A 16,919-nucleotide genomic window follows, 5' to 3' on the forward strand; every position below is an offset into this window, starting at 1 on the left:
ATCGAAAAATCTCCAGATCATTTCTTGCTATTACAAATCGGCAGGCGTCCGGCTTTGGTAACAAGACTGGCGAGGGTGGAACCGTCGGTCGGGTCGCGAAATTAGGTTGTGCGCCGCGGTGATTTTTACGATATGACTGAATCGAGCGGCGTCGAGTTCCAGTGGAGCTGACATGTGTACCGGTGGGCTCGCCTACGAGTTCATCTTCCCTCAGGTCGCTAGTCGAGTGCCCGCCGTCGCACAGGTCAGCCGTTCTCGCGAGCGTTCCTCGCTCGCGCGGGTGGTTGCAACCCGATGAGCAGTTGGCAACCCCCGCGGGAACGCGGCGTCATCACATCCTGAATGGCGACCGGGCTGAAGAATGGCAACCCGGCCGGCACCGTCGACCTGCTCAGACCAGGTGGGCGAGGGCGTCCCCGACCAGGCCCGCGGCGAGGGTGTTGCCGCCGGCGGGGTCGATGAGCAGGAAGCTGCCCATCTCCCGGTTCTTGTCGTAGTCGTCGGCGACGATCGGCTCGGCGGTCTGCACCGAGATCCGGCCGATCTGGTTGAGCTCCAGCGTGGTGCCCTCGCCGACGGTGAGGTTCTGCTCGTCGAAGACGGCGTCCAGCCCGCCGACGATCGCCTGCGTCGTCTTCGTGCCGTGCTTGAGCAGGAGCCGCGCGCCGATCCGCAGGGGCTTCTCGGCCAGCCAGCACACCGTCGCCTCGAACTGCTGCCGCGGTTCGGGGGCGTCGGCGGCGGAGACGATGACGTCGCCGCGGGAGACGTCCACGTCGTCCGCCAGGATCACCGTGACGGACCGACCGGTGTGCGCCGAGGCGAGCTCGCCGTCCGGGGTGTCGATGCGCTCGACGCGGCTGCGGGTGCCCGCCGGGAGGACGAGCACCTCGTCGCCCACGTCGACGGTGCCGGCGGCGACCTGCCCGGCGTACCCGCGGTAGTCGGGGTACTCGGGGGTGCGCGGCCGGATCACGTACTGCACCGGGAAGCGGAAGCCGATGGGCTTCGTGTCGGGATCGGTCGGGATCGACTCCAGGTGCTCGATCAGCGACGGGCCGTCGTAGTACGGCGTCTGGTCCGAGCGGGAGGCCACGTTGTCGCCGTGCAGGGCGGAGACGGGGATCGCGTGCACGGCATCGTCGGCCCAGCCCAGCGAGGCGGTCAGCGCGCGGAACTCGGCCGAGATCTCCTGGAAGACCGTCGCGGGGTCCTCGACGAGGTCGATCTTGTTCACCGCGAGCACCAGGCGGGGCACGCCCAGCAGCGAGAGCACGGCGGCGTGCCGGCGGGTCTGCTCGATGACGCCCTTGCGCGCGTCGGTCAGCAGGATCACGACCTGCGCCGTGGACGCGCCGGACACCGTGTTGCGGGTGTACTGCACGTGCCCGGGCGTGTCGGCCAGGATGAACGAGCGGTTGGGCGTCGCGAAGTAGCGGTAGGCCACGTCGATGGTGATGCCCTGCTCGCGCTCGGCGCGCAGGCCGTCGACCAGCAGCGACAGGTCGGGGGTGTCGAGACCCTTGTCGACCGACGCGCGGGTCACCGCGTCGATCTGGTCGGCGAGCACCGACTTCGTGTCGTAGAGCAGCCGCCCGACCAGGGTGGACTTGCCGTCGTCGACGGAGCCGGCGGTGGCCAGGCGCAGCAGCGCGGGAGCCTGCGACATCAGAAGTAGCCTTCCTTCTTGCGATCTTCCATCGCAGCCTCCGAGACGCGGTCGTCGCCACGGGTGGCACCGCGCTCGGTGAGGCGCGAGGCGGCGACCTCGGCCATGATCTGCTCGTTCGTGGACGCCTCGGAGAGGATCGCGCCGGTGGTGGAGCCGTCGCCGACGGTGCGGTACCGGACCGACAGGGTCTGCACCTCCTCGCCGTCACGCGGGCCGCCCCACACGCCCGAGGTCATCCACATGCCGTCGCGGTCGTAGACCTCGCGCTCGTGCGCGTAGTAGATCGACGCCAGCTCGATGTCCTCGCGGGCGATGTACCGCCAGATGTCGAGCTCGGTGAAGTTGCTGATCGGGAACACCCGCACGTGCTCGCCCGGCGCGTGCCGGCCGTTGTACAGGTTCCACAGCTCCGGGCGCTGCCGCTTCGGGTCCCACTGGCCGAAGGCATTGCGCAGAGAGAAGATGCGCTCCTTGGCGCGGGCCCGCTCCTCGTCGCGGCGGCCCCCGCCGAAGACGGCGTCGAACCGGTTCTCGGAGATGGCGTCGAGCAGCGGCACCGTCTGCAGCGGGTTGCGGATGCCGTCGGCGCGCTCCTCGAGCCGGCCGTCCGCGAGGTAGTCCTCGACCTTCGCCACGTGCAGGCGCAGGTTGTACTTCTCGACCATCCGGTCCCGGAACTCCAGCACCTCCGGCAGGTTGTGGCCGGTGTCCACGTGCAGCAGCGCGAAGGGCAACGGCGCCGGCCAGAAGGCCTTCACCGCGAGGTGCAGCAGCACCGTCGAATCCTTGCCGCCGGAGAACAGGATCACCGGGCGCTCGAACTCGCCCGCGACCTCGCGGAAGATGTGGATGGCCTCCGACTCGAGCGCGTCGAGCGTGCTGAAGTCGGTGTTTCCGTCAGTGGTCACGGTGCGCTCCGTGGGCTCTGTGATGGTCATGAGGCGTGCAATCCGCATTCTGTCTTGGTCGAACCGGCCCATCGGCCGCTACGAGGATCGGAACCGGGAGCGGGCTTGTTGGTGCAGGGCTGGCAGCCGATCGACGGGTAGCCCTCGTCGACCAGCGGGTTCACCAGGATGCCGTTCTCCACGATGAACTGCTGCATCTGCTCGTCGGTCCAGTCGACGATCGGGTTCACCTTGAGCAGGCCGAAGCCCTCGTCGAAGGAGATGAACGGCGCGTTCGCGCGGGTCGGCGACTCCACGCGGCGGATGCCGGTGGCCCATGCGCGGTAGCCCTTGAGGGTCTCCCGCAGCGGCACCACCTTGCGCAGGTTGCAGCACTGCGCCGGATCGCTCGCGAAGAGATCCTTGCCGAGGGTCGCGTCCTGCTCGCCGACGCTCTGCGCGGGCGTCACGTTGAGCAGTTCCACCTCGTAGATCGACTCGACCGCGTCGCGCATGCCGATCGTCTCGGGGAAGTGGTAGCCGGTGTCGAGGAAGAGCACCTTGGGCCGCTCCTGCACCTGCTTGGCGAGATGCACCAGCACCCCATCCTGCATGTTGGACGCGACGACGAAGTCCTCACCGAACGTGTCCAGGGTCCACCGCAGCAGGGTGAGCGCGTCCGCGCCCTCCAGCTCCTTCGCCGCGCGGTCCGCGAGAGCGCGGAGCTCGTCCGCGTCGCGTCCGGTCAGGGGGTTCGACGGTGCGGTCATCGCAGGTCCTCCTCCGCGGCGCGGAGCGTCCACTGCGCGAAGCGCTCGCCGGCCTCGCGCTGCGTGACGAAGTTCCGCACCACTCGTTCGATGTAGTCCCCGAGTTCCGTCGACAGCACCTTGTGCTGGCGAAGTTTGCGGCCGAAACCGCTGTCGAGCCCGAGGCTGCCACCAAGGTGAACCTGGAATCCCTCGACTTGATTCCCCTCGTGGTCGTCCACGAGCTGGCCCTTGAAGCCGATATCGGCGATCTGGGACCGGCCGCACGAGTTGGGGCAGCCGTTGATGTTCACGGTGATCGGCACGTCCAGCTGCGCGTTGATGTCGGCGAGACGCTGCTCCAGCTCCGGCACCAGAACCTGCGAGCGCTTGCGGGTCTCCACGAAGGAGAGCTTGCAGAACTCGATGCCGCTGCACGCGATGAGGTTGCGCCGCCAGATCGACGGCCGGCCCTGCAGGCCCAGCGGTGCCAGCTCGTCGATGAGCGAATCCACGCGGTCGTCGGGCACGTCGAGGATGATCAGCTTCTGGTACGGCGTGAACGAGGCGCGGTCGGTACCGACCCGCTCCATCGCGTCGGCCACCTTGCTCAGGACGGTGCCCGAGACGCGGCCGGCGATGGGGGAGAAGCCGACGGCGTTGAGGCCGTTGCGCAGCTTCTGCACGCCGATGTGGTCGATCGGGCGCTCCGGCTGCTCCGGCGCGGGGCCGTCGATCAGCTTGCGGCCGAGGTACTCGTCCTCGAGCACCTGCCGGAACTTCTCGATGCCCCAGTCCTTGACCAGGAACTTCAGCCGCGCCTTCGAGCGCAGCCGGCGGTAGCCGTAGTCGCGGAAGATCGAGACCACGGCCTCCCAGACGTCGGGCACCTCGTCGAGCGGGATCCACGCGCCGACGCGCTGCGCGAGCATCGGGTTCGTCGAGAGTCCGCCGCCGACCCACAGGTCGAGGCCGGGGCCGTGCTCGGGGTGCACGACGCCGACGAAGGCGACGTCGTTGATCTCGTGGACCACGTCCTGCTGGCCCGAGATGGCCGTCTTGAACTTGCGCGGCAGGTTCGAGTACTTCGGGTCGCCGATGTAGCGGCGGACGATCTCGTCGATCGCGGGCGACGGGTCGAGGATCTCACCGAAGGACTCGCCGGCCAGGGGCGAGCCGAGCACCACGCGCGGGCAGTCGCCGCAGGCCTCGGTGGTCTTCAGGCCCACGGCCTCGAGACGCTTCCAGATCTCCGGGACGTTCTCGATCTCGATCCAGTGGAACTGGACGTTCTCACGGTCCGAGAGGTCGGCGGTGTCGCGGCCGAACTCCGTGGAGATCTCGCCGAGGGTGCGCACCTGCGCCGCGGTCAGCTTCCCGCCGTCGCAGCGCACGCGCATCATGAAGTAGGGCGCCTCGAGGATGTCGATGTTCTCGTCGCCCGTGAACGTCCCGTCGTAGCCCTGTTCGCGCTGGGTGTAGAGGCCCCACCAGCGCATCCGGCCGCGCAGGTCCGCCTTGTCGATCGAGTCGAAGCCCTGCTTCGAGTAGATGTTCTCGATCCGGGCGCGAACATTGAGCGGGTTGTCGTCGCGCTTGGTCTGCTCGTTCGCGTTCAGCGGCGTGCGGTATCCCAGCTTCCACTGGCCCTCCGAACGGCGCTTGACGGGCCGGGTGCGCGCGGGCCGGGTGGGGGCCGCGCCGGCGGCGGAGCTGGCGGAGGCGTCGGCGATCGACGTCATGGGGACTCCTGGAATGTCAGGGGATGGGCGCGCCAGGGCTGGTGGCGCTCAGGGCACACGACGCGGAAGAAGGCGTCGTCAGATCAGGCCCGACAGCCGCTGCTGCAGACCCGCAGGTAATCGATGTGCCGGCGCGACGCCAGCAGCTCACCCTGTCCATCCATCGAGATCATTGTGCCACCCGATGGGCGGGAAAGCGGAATCGGGTTCCGCTCACCGATGCACGAAAGTCCGCTCGCTCGAGGACCTGCCAGACTGGACGCGTGTCCGCGCCCTCGACCCCTGCGCCCGCCACCCCCGAGCTCAGCCGGCTCGACGGTGACGCGACGCCGTTCGGGCTCTATCTGCACGTTCCGTTCTGCGCCACGCGCTGCGGCTACTGCGACTTCAACACCTACACCGCGGGCGAGCTGGGCGCGTCCACATCGCCGCAGGCGTGGTCGGAGGCGATCGACGCGGAGCTGGCGCTGGCGCGGGAGGCCCTCGGCGACGCGGAGGTCTCGACGGTCTTCGTCGGCGGCGGCACACCGTCGCTCCTCGGCGGCGACGGGCTCGCGGGCCTGCTGGACACCGCGCGCCGGCACTTCCGGTTCGCCGACGACGCCGAGGTGACCACCGAGTCCAACCCCGAGTCCACGTCGCCCGAGTTCTTCGCCCGGCTGCGCGAGGCCGGCTTCACGCGGATCTCGCTCGGCATGCAGTCGGCGGCGGAGCACGTGCTGCGCGTGCTCGACCGCACGCACACGCCGGGGCGGGCGGTCGCGGCGGCGCGCGAGGCGCGGCAGGCCGGCTTCGACCACGTGAACCTGGACCTCATCTACGGCACGCCGGGCGAATCCGACGCCGACCTGCGGGCCTCCCTGGACGCCGTGCTCGACGCGGGCGTCGACCACGTCTCCGCGTACGCGCTCATCGTCGAGGACGGCACAGCGCTGGCCCGCCGGATCCGCCGGGGCGAGCTCCCCGACACCGACGACGACGTGCTCGCCCACCGCTACGAGATGGTCGATCGCACCCTGCGCGACGCCGGCTTCGACTGGTACGAGGTGTCCAACTGGGCGCGCACCGACGCCGGGCGGTGCCGGCACAACGAGCTCTACTGGGAGGGCGCGAACTGGTGGGGCGCCGGCCCCGGCGCGCACGGCCACGTCGCCGGCACCCGGCTGTGGAACGTCAAGCACCCCGCCCGGTACGCCGAGGCCGTCGGGCGCGGCGCCCTGCCGATCGCCGGGCATGAGGTGCTCGGCGATGAGGACCGGCACGTCGAGGACGTCATGCTCCGCGTCCGCATGCGCTCCGGCATCCCGGCGGCGGTGCTGCGGCCCGACGAGGCCTCCCGGGCCGAGGCGGAGGTCACCGTCGGGAATCTGGTCCGGGAGCGGGACGCCTACGTGCTCACCGACGCCGGGCGGCTGCTGGCCGACGGGGTGGTGCGGCGCATCCTCGACTGAGTCAGGCCAGCGCCCAGACCACCGTGACCGTGACGGTGAGCGACTGCTCGCCGGATTCGATCGGTACCGGGGCGGCTGCAGCGGCCGGACCGGCGTCGGGTGCCGAGAACCGGGACGTGGTGGGGCGGACCGGCGCGCCCTCGGACACCGTCCGGACCTTGCCGAGCTTGCCGCCGGAGAGCTTGGCGTACTGCTCGGCGCGGCTCTTGGCGTCCGCGAAGGCCTTGTCCCGGGCGGTCGCCTTGAGCGAGGAGTCGTTCTCGATGTCGAAGCCGACGGAGTTGATCCGCGTCGCATCGCCGCCGGCGGTCGTGAGATCGCCGAGCAGCTTCGAGGCGGTGTCGAGCTCCCGGACCTTCACGGTGAGCGATTGCGTCGCCTCGTAGGAGGTGATCTGCCGGTCGGTGCCGTAGCGGGGGTTGACGCGCACGTTGGCGGTGGCGATGTCCTTCTTGTCGACGCCGTTCGCGCCGGCCGCGTCGATCACCTTCTGCGCGCTGGCCGAGGCGTCGTTGAGCGCGGTCGTCACGTCGCCGGCCTGGTGCTGGACGGCGAGTTGCACGGTCAGCACGTCCGGCTTGCCGGAGGCGTCGCCCGTGCCGACCGCGGTGATCTCGCGCGGGGAGTCGTTGGTCGTGCTCGACGACCCGCACGCCGTCACGGTGCCGCCCAGTGCGACCGCCGCGAGGAGCGCGACGCCGGTGACGCGCAGTTTCCTGGATCCGGTGTTCGTCATGGTCCCAGGGTGGCAGCGGGGGCGCGCCACCGCAGCGGATCCCGCGTTACGGCAACCGGCGGGACGGTCAGACCAACTCCCATTCGACGGTGACCCGCGCGGTGACCAGGCGCTCGCCCGCCTCCATCGCCGGCCCCGCCGGAGTGCCGGACTTCGCCGCGAGCAGCACCTCGGCGCGCGGGCCCGGCGCGGCGTCGTCGGTGATGGCCAGCACGGCGCCGAGGGCGTCGCCGGAGAGCGCGGCGTACTGCTCGGCCTGCGCCCTCGCGTCGGCGAAGGCGGCCTCGCGGGCCGCGGCCGCGGGGGCGGCACCGTCGGACAGGGCGAAGCTGACGGATTCGATCCGGGCCGCGTCGCCGGCGGCGGTCGCGGCGGCCTGCAGGACCGCGGCGGCGTCGGCGACGGTGCGGATGGTCACCGTGAGCGATTCGGTCGCGGCGTAACCGTCCAGCCGACGGTCCTCCCAGGGACCCGTCTCGACGGCCTGCAGGCCCAGGTTCGACGTGGCCACGTCCCCGTCGGCCACCCCGGCCGTGCGGATCGCGGCGACCACCGCGCGCGCCGCCGTCCCCGCCCCGGAGAAGGCGGTCGCCACGTCCTCGGCGCGGAACTCCACCCCGATCCGGGCGACGACGACATCGGGGGTCGCGGCGGCGACGCCGGAACCGGTCAGGCGGACGGTGCGGCTCATGGTTTCCTCTCAGTCCCTGCGGGCGTGTCTGCCCTGCCTCGAGGATGCCGGACGCGCGGGGGTGCCGGGCGGCAGCGCGTGGACGCGGACGTGCAGGACCTCGCGGCCCCGGAGCGCCGCGCGGACGGCCCGGTGCAGCCCGTCCTCGAGGTACAGATCCCCGTTCCAGTCCACGGCGTGCGGGAACAGGTCGCCGTAGAAGGTCGAATCCTCCGAGAGCAGCCGGTCCAGCGCCAGCACCGTGGTCGTGGTGATGATGGAGTTCAGCCGGACCTGCTGCGGCGGGATCTGCGACCAGTCCCGGGCGGCGAGGCCGTGATCGGGATACGGCTTGCCGTCGAGAACGCCCTTGAAGATCACCGGCCGAGTTTATCCCGCGTAAACTGGTCGTCCGAGGATACGAGCGGAAGGCGGCGCGATGTCGAGTACGGAGGACCGGCGGTTCGAGGTGCTCCGGGCGATCGTGGCCGACTACGTCGAGACGCACGAGCCCGTCGGATCCAAGGCGCTGGTCGATCGGCACCACCTGGGCGTCTCCAGCGCCACGGTGCGCAACGACATGGCCGTGCTCGAGGCCGAGGGCTACATCACGCAGCAGCACACCAGCTCCGGGCGGATCCCCACGGAGAAGGGGTACCGGCAGTTCGTCGACCGGATCGCGCAGATCAAGCCGCTGTCCGCGGCGGAGCGCCGGGCGATCCTGCAGTTCCTGGAGACCGGCGTCGACCTGGACGACGTGCTGCAGCGGTCCGTCCGGCTGCTGGCGCAGCTGACCCGGCAGGTCGCCGTCATCCAGTACCCGGTCATCAGCTCGGCGCGGGTGCGCCACCTCGAGGTCGTCGGGCTGGCGCCCACACGGCTGCTGCTCGTGGTCATCCTCGACTCGGGCCGCGTCGAGCAGCGCCTCGTCGAACTCGGCGGGCCCGTGTCCGACGAGGACCTCTCCCGCCTGCGCGAGCTGTTCGGCCCCGCCGTGCACGGCAAGCTGATCCCCGACGCCTCCACGAGCGTCGCCGACCTGGCTCCGCTCGCTCCCCGGGACCTGCGGGACGCGGTGATCCGGATATCGACGGTGCTGGTCGAGACCCTGGTCGAGCGCGCGGACGACCGGCTGGTGCTGGGCGGCACCGCGAACCTGACCCGCAACGCCGCGGATTTCGACGCGGTCTCGGGCTCGCTGCGCAGCGTGCTGGAGACGCTGGAGGAACAGGTGGTGGTGCTCAAGCTGCTCACGGCGCGGCAGCAGCCCGGCACCGTCTCCGTCGCGATCGGCTCGGAGACACAGGAGGAGAATCTGCGGGGAGCGTCGGTGATCTCCACGGGCTACGGCGCCCCAGGCGCGATCTTCGGCGGCGTCGGCGTGCTCGGCCCCACCCGCATGGACTACCCCGGCACCATCGCCTCCGTCGCCGCGGTCGCACGCTACGTCGGTGAGGTGCTCGGCGAGCGCTGACGGCCGATTCGCGGCCCGCGACCTGCGCGAATGGTCCGATTCGCCGGTGTGGTGGAATCATGGGTTGAGCGCGGTCCGATCAGGTCCGCGGACTGGCACCGATTCGTAGAGGGATTTCGCAGACGTGGCTCGTGATTACTACCGCATCCTCGGGGTCGATTCGAAGGCCTCCGATCAGGAGATCAAGCGCGCGTACCGGAAGCTGGCCCGTGAGCTCCACCCGGACGTGAACCCGGACGAGGCGGCGCAGGAGAAGTTCCGGGACGTCTCGGACGCCTACGAGGTGCTCAGCGATCCCGAGAAGCGGCGCATCGTGGACATGGGCGGCGACCCGCTGGACAGCTCGCCGGGCGGCGGGTTCGGCGGTGGCGGCTTCGGCGGCGGTTTCTCCGGTGGTCTGGGCGATGTCTTCGAGGCCTTCTTCGGCGGCGGCATGGGCGGCGGGGGCCGCGGCCCGCGCGGCCGGGTCCGCGAGGGCAACGACGCGCTGATCCGCATGGAACTCGACCTCGACGAGTGCGCGAACGGGGTGAGCCGCGAGCTCACCGTCGACACCGCGATCCTCTGCGACCGCTGCCACGGCGCCGGCACCGAGGGCGACAGCAAGCCCTCGACCTGCCCCACCTGCCGCGGCGCGGGCGAGGTGCAGTCGGTGCAGCGGTCCTTCCTCGGCCAGGTCATGACCTCGCGGCCGTGCCCCACCTGTGCGGGCGTCGGCGAGGTCATCGAGAACCCCTGCGGCAAGTGCAGCGGCGACGGCCGCGTGCGCACCCGCCGCAATCTCACCGTGAAGATCCCCGCCGGCGTCGGCGACGGCATGCGCGTGCGCCTCGCCGGCCAGGGCGAGGTCGGCCCCGGCGGCGGCCCCGCCGGCGACCTGTACGTCGAGGTCACCGAGCGCGAGCACGACTTCCTCACCCGCGACGGCAACACGCTGCACGTCACCGCGCGGGTGCCGATGTTCGACGCGGCGCTCGGCGCCGAGGTCGTGGTGCCCACCGTCATCGACGGCGAGCTCACGGTCGAGGTGCCCGCGGGCACGCAGACCGGCGATACCAAGGTCCTGCGCGGCCACGGCATGCCGCAGGTCAACTCGCAGGTCCGCGGGAACCTGGTCGTGCACTTCGAGGTCGCCGTGCCCGCGCGCCTGGACAAGAAGCAGGCCGACAAGCTCCGCGAGCTCAAGGCGCTGTTCCCGGGCGAGGGGCCGCACGCCGCGCGCCGCGGCGGGCCGGACCAGGGCGGCGGCATCTTCTCGCGCCTGCGCGATACCTTCGCCGGCCGGTAGCCGCAGGTGGCGGCCACCGTCTTCCTCGCGGAATCGTTGCCCGCGACGGGGGAGGAGTACGTCCTGGGCGGAGACGAGGGGCGCCACGCCGCGGCGGTGCGGCGCGTCAAGGCAGGCGAGGAGATCGTGCTCTCCGACGGTGCCGGCGGCCTCGCCCGGTGTTCGGCGGTCACCGTCGGCAAGGCGGAGGTGACGCTGCGCTGCTCCGCGGCGTGGACGGTGCCGCCCGCGTCGCCGCGGGTGGTGCTGGTGCAGGCGCTGCCCAAGTCCGACCGGTCCGAGCTGGCCGTCGAGCTGGCGACGGAGGCCGGTATCGACGCGATCGTCCCGTGGCAGGCCACGCGCTGCGTCTCGCGCTGGGACGGCGCCAAGGGCAAGGCCGAGAAGGGGGTCGCGCGGTGGCGCGCCGTGGCCAGGTCCGCGGCGAAACAGGCTCGGCGAGCGTACGTTCCGGAGATCCACGAGCTGGTGACCACGCGGGAGCTTCTTCCGCTACTCACCAGTATGGATGCGAATGTAGTTGTCTTGCACGAGGGTTCGGCGGTCCCGCTGGGCGATGTTGACTTCTCAGTAACCGGAACCGTCGTTATCGTGGTGGGGCCGGAGGGCGGAATCAGCCCCGAGGAACTGGATGCCCTGGTCGGGATCGGTGCGCAGCCCGCGCTCCTCGGCCCGACGGTGCTGCGGACCTCCACCGCGGCCGCCGTCGCCCTGGGTGCTCTGGGAGTGATGACCGACAGATGGTCCGGCACGCCGCCGGACTGACCGACCCGACCGGCGGGGTGCCGGCCGGCGGCTGGGACGAAGGAGTGCTCGGACACGATGGCGCGTCGCATCTTCTACGGCAGCGAGGACTCGCAGCACGGCCACTTCTACCCCGGCGACAAGGACAAGCCGCTGATCACGCTGGTGCACGGCGGGTTCTGGCGCAACCTCTACACGATGAAGATGGAGGCGAAGGTCGCCAAGGACTTGAGCGACCGCGGCTACCCCGTGTGGAACGTCGAGTACCGCCGCGTGGGTGAGCCCGGCGTCACCTGGCCGATCCTCAGCCAGGACGTGCTCGCCGCGATCGACTACGGCACCGCGAAGCTGGCCAAGGACGCCGGGCACATCGTGGCGGCGCACAGCGCCGGCGCCACGCTCGCCGTGTGGGCGGCAGCCCAGCGTCCGGACCTGCTGGGCGTCATCTCCCGCGGCGGCGTGCTGGACCTGATCGAGCGCGGCGACGGTGACCAGTCCATGCGGCTGCTCTTCGATCTCGGGCCGAACGCCAACCCGCGCCTGCTCAAGCGGACCTTCGCCGAGGCCAGCCCCGTCGGGCAGATGCCCTTCGCCACGCCCGTGCGGGTGCTGCACGGCCGGCGCGACGAGCAGGTGCCCTACCAGCTCTCCGAGTGGTTCCTGCAGAAGGCGCAGGAGAACGGCATGAACGACGTGACGCTGACCATGATCGAGGGCGAGGGGCACGACGACTTCCTCGAGCCGGGATCGAAGGGGCACGCCGCCACGGTCGCCGCGATCGAGGAGCTCTCGGCGCGCTGAGCGCGGGGCCGCGGCGCCCGGTGATCCGTGGTGCCGATCCGCGGTGCCGGGGCCGCGCGGGAGCCGCCCACCGAATCTCGGAGGCGGTTCCGTCGGTGAGGGGACTAAACTGGACGTATCCGCCCCGGCTGGGGCGGTGCCCCGCCTCGACGAAGGATTGACGCACCGCGTGCCAGACCCCACCAGTTCCGACAGCCCCGCCCAGGCCGTGACGCCGGCGCGGTCCACCGTCGAGATCCCCGTCGAGTTGGCCTTCGGTCTTCTCGGCCCCGCGGATGCGAACCTCCGTGCTCTGGAGGGCGCCCTCGCCGCAGACATCCACGCCCGCGGGAACGTGATCACGCTCGCCGGCAGCCCGGCCGATGTCGCACTCGCGGAGCGCGTCCTCGCCGAACTGCTCGCCGCCGTCCGCAGCGGCGTCGCGGTGAGCCCGGAGGAGGTGCGCCGCTCCGTCGGCATGATGACCGACGGTTCCGGCGAGTCGCCCGCCGAGGTGCTCACGCTCGACATCATCTCGCGCCGCGGCAAGACGGTGCGCCCCAAGACGGTGAACCAGAAGAAGTACGTCGACGCGATCGACGCGCACACCATCGTCTTCGGCATCGGTCCGGCCGGTACGGGCAAGACCTACCTCGCGATGGCCAAGGCCGTGCAGGCGCTGCAGTCCAAGCAGGTCAGCCGCATCATCCTGACCCGCCCGGCCGTGGAGGCCGGGGAGCGGCTGGGCTTCCTGCCGGGCACGCTCAACGAGAAGATCGACCCGTATCTGCGCCCGCTGTACGACGCGTTGCACGACATGATGGACCCCGAGGCCATCCCGAAGCTGATGGAGGCGGGGGTCATCGAGGTCGCGCCGCTGGCCTTCATGCGCGGCCGGAGCCTCAACGACGCGTTCATCATCCTCGACGAGGCGCAGAACACGACCGCCGAGCAGATGAAGATGTTCCTCACCCGCCTCGGCTTCGGCTCCAAGATCGTGGTCACCGGCGACGCCTCCCAGGTGGATCTGCCGGGCGGCGCCACCAGCGGCATGCGGGCCGCCATCGACATCCTGCGCGGCATCGACGACATCCACATCGCGGAGCTCACCAGCTCCGACGTGGTGCGGCACCGTCTGGTCGCGGAGATCGTCGACGCGTACGCGCAGTTCGAGGCACAGCTCGCCGACACCAAGCGCCCGCAGATCGGCGGCGCACGACGGATCCCGGGGCGCCGATGAGTATCGAATTCGCCAACGAGTCGGGTTTCGACGTGGACGAGGCCGAGGTGGTCGCCGTGGCGGCCTTCGCCATCGCCGCGATGGACGTGCACCCCGGTGCCGAGCTGAACATGCTCGCCGTCGACCTCGACACCATGGCCGACCTGCACGTCAAGTGGATGGACTTGCCAGGTCCCACCGACGTGATGAGCTTCCCGATGGACGAGCTCACCCCGGGCGGCCGGCCGGACATGCCGGACGCCGGGCCCGCGACGCTCGGCGACATCGTGCTGTGCCCGCAGTTCGCCGCCGAGCAGGCGGAGGCCGCCGGGCATTCGACGAATCACGAACTCAACGTGCTCACGGTGCACGGCGTGCTCCACCTGCTGGGTTTCGACCACGCCGAGCCGGACGAGGAGCGCGAGATGTTCGCGCTACAGGACAGCATCCTCGGCGAGTACTACGCGGAGCAGCGCGAGCGGGAACGCGCTGCCCGGCAGTCCGCGCGCGACGAGAAGCTGCTGGGGCGCACGGGCTTCCTGGGGCGGCGGGACTGATCCGTGTTCTCGTCGATCCTGCTGGTCGTCGGCGTCGTCGCACTGGTCCTCCTCGGCGGGCTGTTCGCGGCGGTCGATTCCGCTCTGCTCACCGTCTCCCCGGCCCGGGTCGAGGACCTGGTCGAGGAGGGCCGGCCGGGCGCGAAGCGACTGCTGCGCGTCCTGGTCAACCGGCCGCTGTACGTCAACCTCGTGGTCCTGCTCCGCACTGCCTGCGAGGTCCTCGCGACCGTCCTCGTCTTCGTCGTGCTCGACCGCTCGCTGCCCACGATGTGGACCGCGGTGGTGACGGCGGGCGTCATGACGGTCGTCAGCTACGTCCTCATCGGCGTCGGCCCGCGCACCCTCGGACGCCAGCACGCCTACACCCTGGGCTGTGCGGCCGCGGTGGTGCTGCAGGCGATCGCGATCCTCATGGCGCCCATCACGCGCCTGCTCATCCTGCTCGGTAACGCCATCACGCCCGGTCGCGGCTACCGCAACGGTCCGTTCGCGACGGAGGTCGAGCTCCGCGAACTCGTCGACCTCGCGCAGCAGCGCGGCGTCGTCGACGAGGACGAGGGCAAGATGATCCAGTCCGTCTTCGAGCTCGGGGACACCGCGGCCCGCGAGGTCATGGTCCCGCGGCCCGAGATCGTCTGGATCGAGGCCGACAAGTCCGTCTCCCAGGCCGTCCGCCTCGCCGTGCGCTCGGGCCACTCCCGCATACCCGTCATCGGGGAGAACGTCGACGACGTGCGGGGGATCGTCTACCTCAAGGACCTGGTCGCGCTGCCCGACGGTGCCGACCGCCACGCCATCGCGGTGGGCCGGATGGCTCGTCCCGCCGTCTTCGTGCCCGACTCGAAGCCGGTCGATGCGCTGCTCCGCGAGATGCAGCGCACCAACAACCACATGGCCGTCCTCGTCAACGAGTACGGCTCGATCGCCGGCCTGGTGACGATCGAGGACGTCCTCGAGGAGATCGTCGGCGAGATCACCGACGAGTACGACGCCGGTGAGATCGCGCCCGTCGAGGAGCTCGGCGACGGGCTGTTCCGGGTGTCGGCGCGGCTCGACCTCGAGACGCTCGGCGAACTCTTCGACGAGGACATCGAGGAGGACGAGGTCGACACCGTCGGCGGGCTGCTCGGGCTGGTACTCGGCCGGGTGCCGCTGCCGGGTTCGGAGGTCCACGCCCACGGCCTGCTGCTGGAGGCCGAGGGAGTCACCGATCGGCGGGGCCGGGTCCGGATCTCGACGGTCCTGGTCCGCAGGGCGGAACCGGACGAGGCGCCGGCCGACGGCGACGCATCGGCGAACGACGAGAAGGAGTCCGCGTGACCGAGATGTCCGACGAGGACCGCAAGCTGGTGACTCTCGCGCGCGGCGCGATGGCCCGAGCTGGCGCCGGGCACGGCGCGGCGGTCCGCGACCTGGACGGGCGCACCTACGCCGGCGCGCCCGTCGGCCTGCGCGCCCTGGCGCTGACGGGGCTGCAGGTCGCCGTCGCGGCGGCGCTGAGCTCCGGCGCGCAGGGCTTCGAGGCCGCCGTCCTGGTGGGCTCCGCCGACGGTGCCGGTGACGTCGGCGATCCCGGCGTCGCCGCCCTGCACGAGATATCACCGGCGGCGCCGGTCCTGTTGTTCGACGCACGTGGAGAGGCCCGTTCGTGACCGAAGAGATCCAGACCCCCGAGGACTTCCGGTCCGGCTTCGTGTGCTTCGTGGGGCGGCCCAATACGGGCAAGTCCACGCTGACGAACGCGCTGGTGGGGGCCAAGGTGGCGATCACGAGCTCGCGGCCGCAGACCACGCGCTCGACGATCCGCGGCATCGTCAACCGGCCCGACTGCCAGCTCGTGCTGGTGGACACCCCCGGTCTCCACCGCCCGCGGACACTGCTGGGGCAGCGGCTCAACGACCTGGTGCGCGACACCTACTCCGAGGTGGACGCGATCTGCCTGACGATCCCCGCCGACGAGAAGATCGGCCCCGGCGACACGTTCATCCTCGACCAGGTGCGGCACATGGCGCCGAAGACCACGCTGATCGGCGTGGTCACCAAGATCGACAAGGTCGGTCGCGAGAAGGTCGCCGAGCAACTCCTCGCCGTCTCCGCGTTCCTCGGTGGCGATTGTGATGTGATCCCCGTGTCCGCGACCTCGGGGGAGCAGGTGGACGACCTGGTGAACCTGCTGGCGTCGAAGATGCAGCCGGGCCCGGCGTTCTACCCCGACGGCGAGATCACCGACACCGACGACGACACGATGATGGCCGAGCTCATCCGCGAGGCCGCACTGGAGGGCGTCCGCGACGAGCTGCCGCATTCGCTGGCGGTGGTGATCGAGGAGGTCCTCGAGCGGGAGAGGACCGAGGCGCAGGAGAAGTCCGGCAAGCCCGCGATGCTCGAGGTGCACGCGCTGCTCTACGTGGAGCGGCCCTCGCAGAAGGCGATCATCATCGGCAAGGGCGGCTCGCGCCTGAAAGCGGTGGGCACCGCCGCACGCGGCGAGATCGAGAAGCTCCTGGGCCGCAAGGTCTTCCTGTCGCTGCATGTGAAGGTGGCCAAGGACTGGCAGCGCGACCCGAAGCAGCTGGGCCGCTTGGGTTTCTAGCGGCTGAGTAGTCGCTGCCACCACGGCGTGCGCCGGAGCCGGAGAAGGCTCGCCGGGGATGGCAGCGGTCCGGGGTCGTCATTCTTGCCGTCCACGAAGTCCCGCATCTGCTGCGATACCGGCTGGTCGTACTTGGTCAGACCCGAAACGATGACGCGGATCATTGCGCGCCGCTCGTCCATGGTCACGGGCTCTTTGATCCGTGTCATGTCCCACCTCCTTCGCTCTGACTCCTTGTGCCAGTATCGCCTCTGTACCGCGTCATTGTCATGTGCATGGCGACCCCGTCCTCGGTGGTGGTGATCAGCGGTGAGACGACGAGGTCGTCGATGATCGCCCAGGCGTCGCGGCGCC

Annotated in this window: 18 protein-coding genes; 10 read left to right on the forward strand and 8 right to left on the reverse strand. The window is 70.6% G+C overall.

Annotation, left to right across the window (positions count from 1 at the left end; all coding sequences use genetic code 11):
- Positions 1-391: 391 nt before the first annotated feature.
- From AC21LY_RS08880 to AC21LY_RS08895, 4 genes are read right to left on the reverse strand one after another with little or no spacing between them, the layout of a single operon-like run.
- A complete protein-coding gene (locus AC21LY_RS08880) occupies positions 392-1,669 on the reverse strand; it encodes a sulfate adenylyltransferase subunit 1 (RefSeq protein WP_489046067.1) in 1,278 nt (425 codons plus the stop codon).
- The gene (cysD, locus tag AC21LY_RS08885) at positions 1,669-2,628 is read right to left on the reverse strand and encodes a sulfate adenylyltransferase subunit CysD (protein WP_489046068.1); all 960 of its coding nucleotides are present in this window, start codon (positions 2,626-2,628) and stop codon (positions 1,669-1,671) included. The genes AC21LY_RS08880 and cysD overlap by 1 nt, the downstream gene beginning before the upstream one ends.
- Complete coding sequence (locus AC21LY_RS08890) at positions 2,607-3,329, reverse strand: phosphoadenylyl-sulfate reductase (RefSeq protein WP_489046069.1); 723 nt, start codon at positions 3,327-3,329, stop codon at positions 2,607-2,609. The genes cysD and AC21LY_RS08890 overlap by 22 nt, the downstream gene beginning before the upstream one ends.
- Positions 3,326-5,050: a nitrite/sulfite reductase gene (locus AC21LY_RS08895; RefSeq protein ID WP_489046070.1), complete on the reverse strand. Its 1,725-nt coding sequence runs from the start codon at positions 5,048-5,050 to the stop codon at positions 3,326-3,328. Before AC21LY_RS08895 ends, AC21LY_RS08890 begins: the two co-directional genes overlap by 4 nt.
- Before the next feature lie 263 nt (positions 5,051-5,313).
- Between AC21LY_RS08895 and hemW the strand changes: the two genes are divergently transcribed.
- Complete coding sequence (gene hemW, locus AC21LY_RS08900; protein ID WP_489046071.1) at positions 5,314-6,501, forward strand: radical SAM family heme chaperone HemW; 1,188 nt, start codon at positions 5,314-5,316, stop codon at positions 6,499-6,501.
- 1 nt (position 6,502) lies between these two features.
- On the opposite strand, the gene AC21LY_RS08905 is transcribed toward hemW, so the two are convergent.
- From AC21LY_RS08905 to AC21LY_RS08915, 3 genes are all read right to left on the reverse strand, one after another.
- On the reverse strand, positions 6,503-7,237 hold the full coding sequence (locus AC21LY_RS08905) for an SIMPL domain-containing protein (RefSeq protein WP_489046072.1): 735 nt from the start codon (positions 7,235-7,237) through the stop codon (positions 6,503-6,505).
- Between the two features lie 67 nt (positions 7,238-7,304).
- Positions 7,305-7,928, reverse strand: a complete 624-nt coding sequence (locus tag AC21LY_RS08910) for an SIMPL domain-containing protein (protein WP_489046073.1) — start codon at positions 7,926-7,928, stop codon at positions 7,305-7,307.
- 9 nt (positions 7,929-7,937) lie between these two features.
- The gene (locus AC21LY_RS08915; RefSeq protein ID WP_489046074.1) at positions 7,938-8,288 is read right to left on the reverse strand and encodes a type II toxin-antitoxin system VapB family antitoxin; all 351 of its coding nucleotides are present in this window, start codon (positions 8,286-8,288) and stop codon (positions 7,938-7,940) included.
- A 58-nt stretch (positions 8,289-8,346) separates the two neighbouring features.
- Between AC21LY_RS08915 and hrcA the strand changes: the two genes are divergently transcribed.
- The 9 genes from hrcA (at position 8,347) to era (ending at position 16,565) form a co-directional block, all read left to right on the forward strand.
- On the forward strand, positions 8,347-9,381 hold the full coding sequence (gene hrcA / locus AC21LY_RS08920) for a heat-inducible transcriptional repressor HrcA (RefSeq protein WP_489046075.1): 1,035 nt from the start codon (positions 8,347-8,349) through the stop codon (positions 9,379-9,381).
- Positions 9,382-9,505: 124 nt separating this feature from the next.
- Entirely contained in the window at positions 9,506-10,669 is a 1,164-nt protein-coding gene (gene dnaJ, locus AC21LY_RS08925; protein ID WP_489046076.1) for a molecular chaperone DnaJ, read from the forward strand.
- A 6-nt stretch (positions 10,670-10,675) separates the two neighbouring features.
- Entirely contained in the window at positions 10,676-11,434 is a 759-nt protein-coding gene (locus AC21LY_RS08930; RefSeq protein WP_489046077.1) for a 16S rRNA (uracil(1498)-N(3))-methyltransferase, read from the forward strand.
- A 57-nt stretch (positions 11,435-11,491) separates the two neighbouring features.
- Positions 11,492-12,214 carry an alpha/beta hydrolase family protein gene (locus AC21LY_RS08935; protein ID WP_489046078.1) on the forward strand — a complete coding sequence of 241 codons (723 nt, stop codon included), beginning with the start codon at positions 11,492-11,494 and terminating at the stop codon, positions 12,212-12,214.
- Positions 12,215-12,422: 208 nt separating this feature from the next.
- Positions 12,423-13,433 (forward strand): PhoH family protein, encoded by a 1,011-nt coding sequence (locus AC21LY_RS08940; RefSeq protein ID WP_489046443.1) that lies wholly within the window; start codon positions 12,423-12,425, stop codon positions 13,431-13,433.
- Positions 13,430-13,969, forward strand: coding sequence for an rRNA maturation RNase YbeY (gene ybeY, locus AC21LY_RS08945; RefSeq protein ID WP_489046079.1), 540 nt, complete (start codon positions 13,430-13,432; stop codon positions 13,967-13,969). The genes AC21LY_RS08940 and ybeY overlap by 4 nt, the downstream gene beginning before the upstream one ends.
- Before the next feature lie 3 nt (positions 13,970-13,972).
- Positions 13,973-15,292, forward strand: coding sequence for a hemolysin family protein (locus AC21LY_RS08950; protein ID WP_489046080.1), 1,320 nt, complete (start codon positions 13,973-13,975; stop codon positions 15,290-15,292).
- Positions 15,289-15,624: a cytidine deaminase gene (locus tag AC21LY_RS08955; protein ID WP_489046081.1), complete on the forward strand. Its 336-nt coding sequence runs from the start codon at positions 15,289-15,291 to the stop codon at positions 15,622-15,624. Before AC21LY_RS08950 ends, AC21LY_RS08955 begins: the two co-directional genes overlap by 4 nt.
- Positions 15,621-16,565 (forward strand): GTPase Era, encoded by a 945-nt coding sequence (gene era, locus AC21LY_RS08960; protein ID WP_489046082.1) that lies wholly within the window; start codon positions 15,621-15,623, stop codon positions 16,563-16,565. Before AC21LY_RS08955 ends, era begins: the two co-directional genes overlap by 4 nt.
- On the opposite strand, the gene AC21LY_RS08965 is transcribed toward era, so the two are convergent.
- The gene (locus tag AC21LY_RS08965) at positions 16,562-16,774 is read right to left on the reverse strand and encodes a hypothetical protein (RefSeq protein WP_489046084.1); all 213 of its coding nucleotides are present in this window, start codon (positions 16,772-16,774) and stop codon (positions 16,562-16,564) included. The genes era and AC21LY_RS08965 overlap by 4 nt on opposite strands.
- Positions 16,775-16,919: the final 145 nt, after the last annotated feature.

The organism is Tsukamurella sp. II2bb (assembly GCF_057815145.1).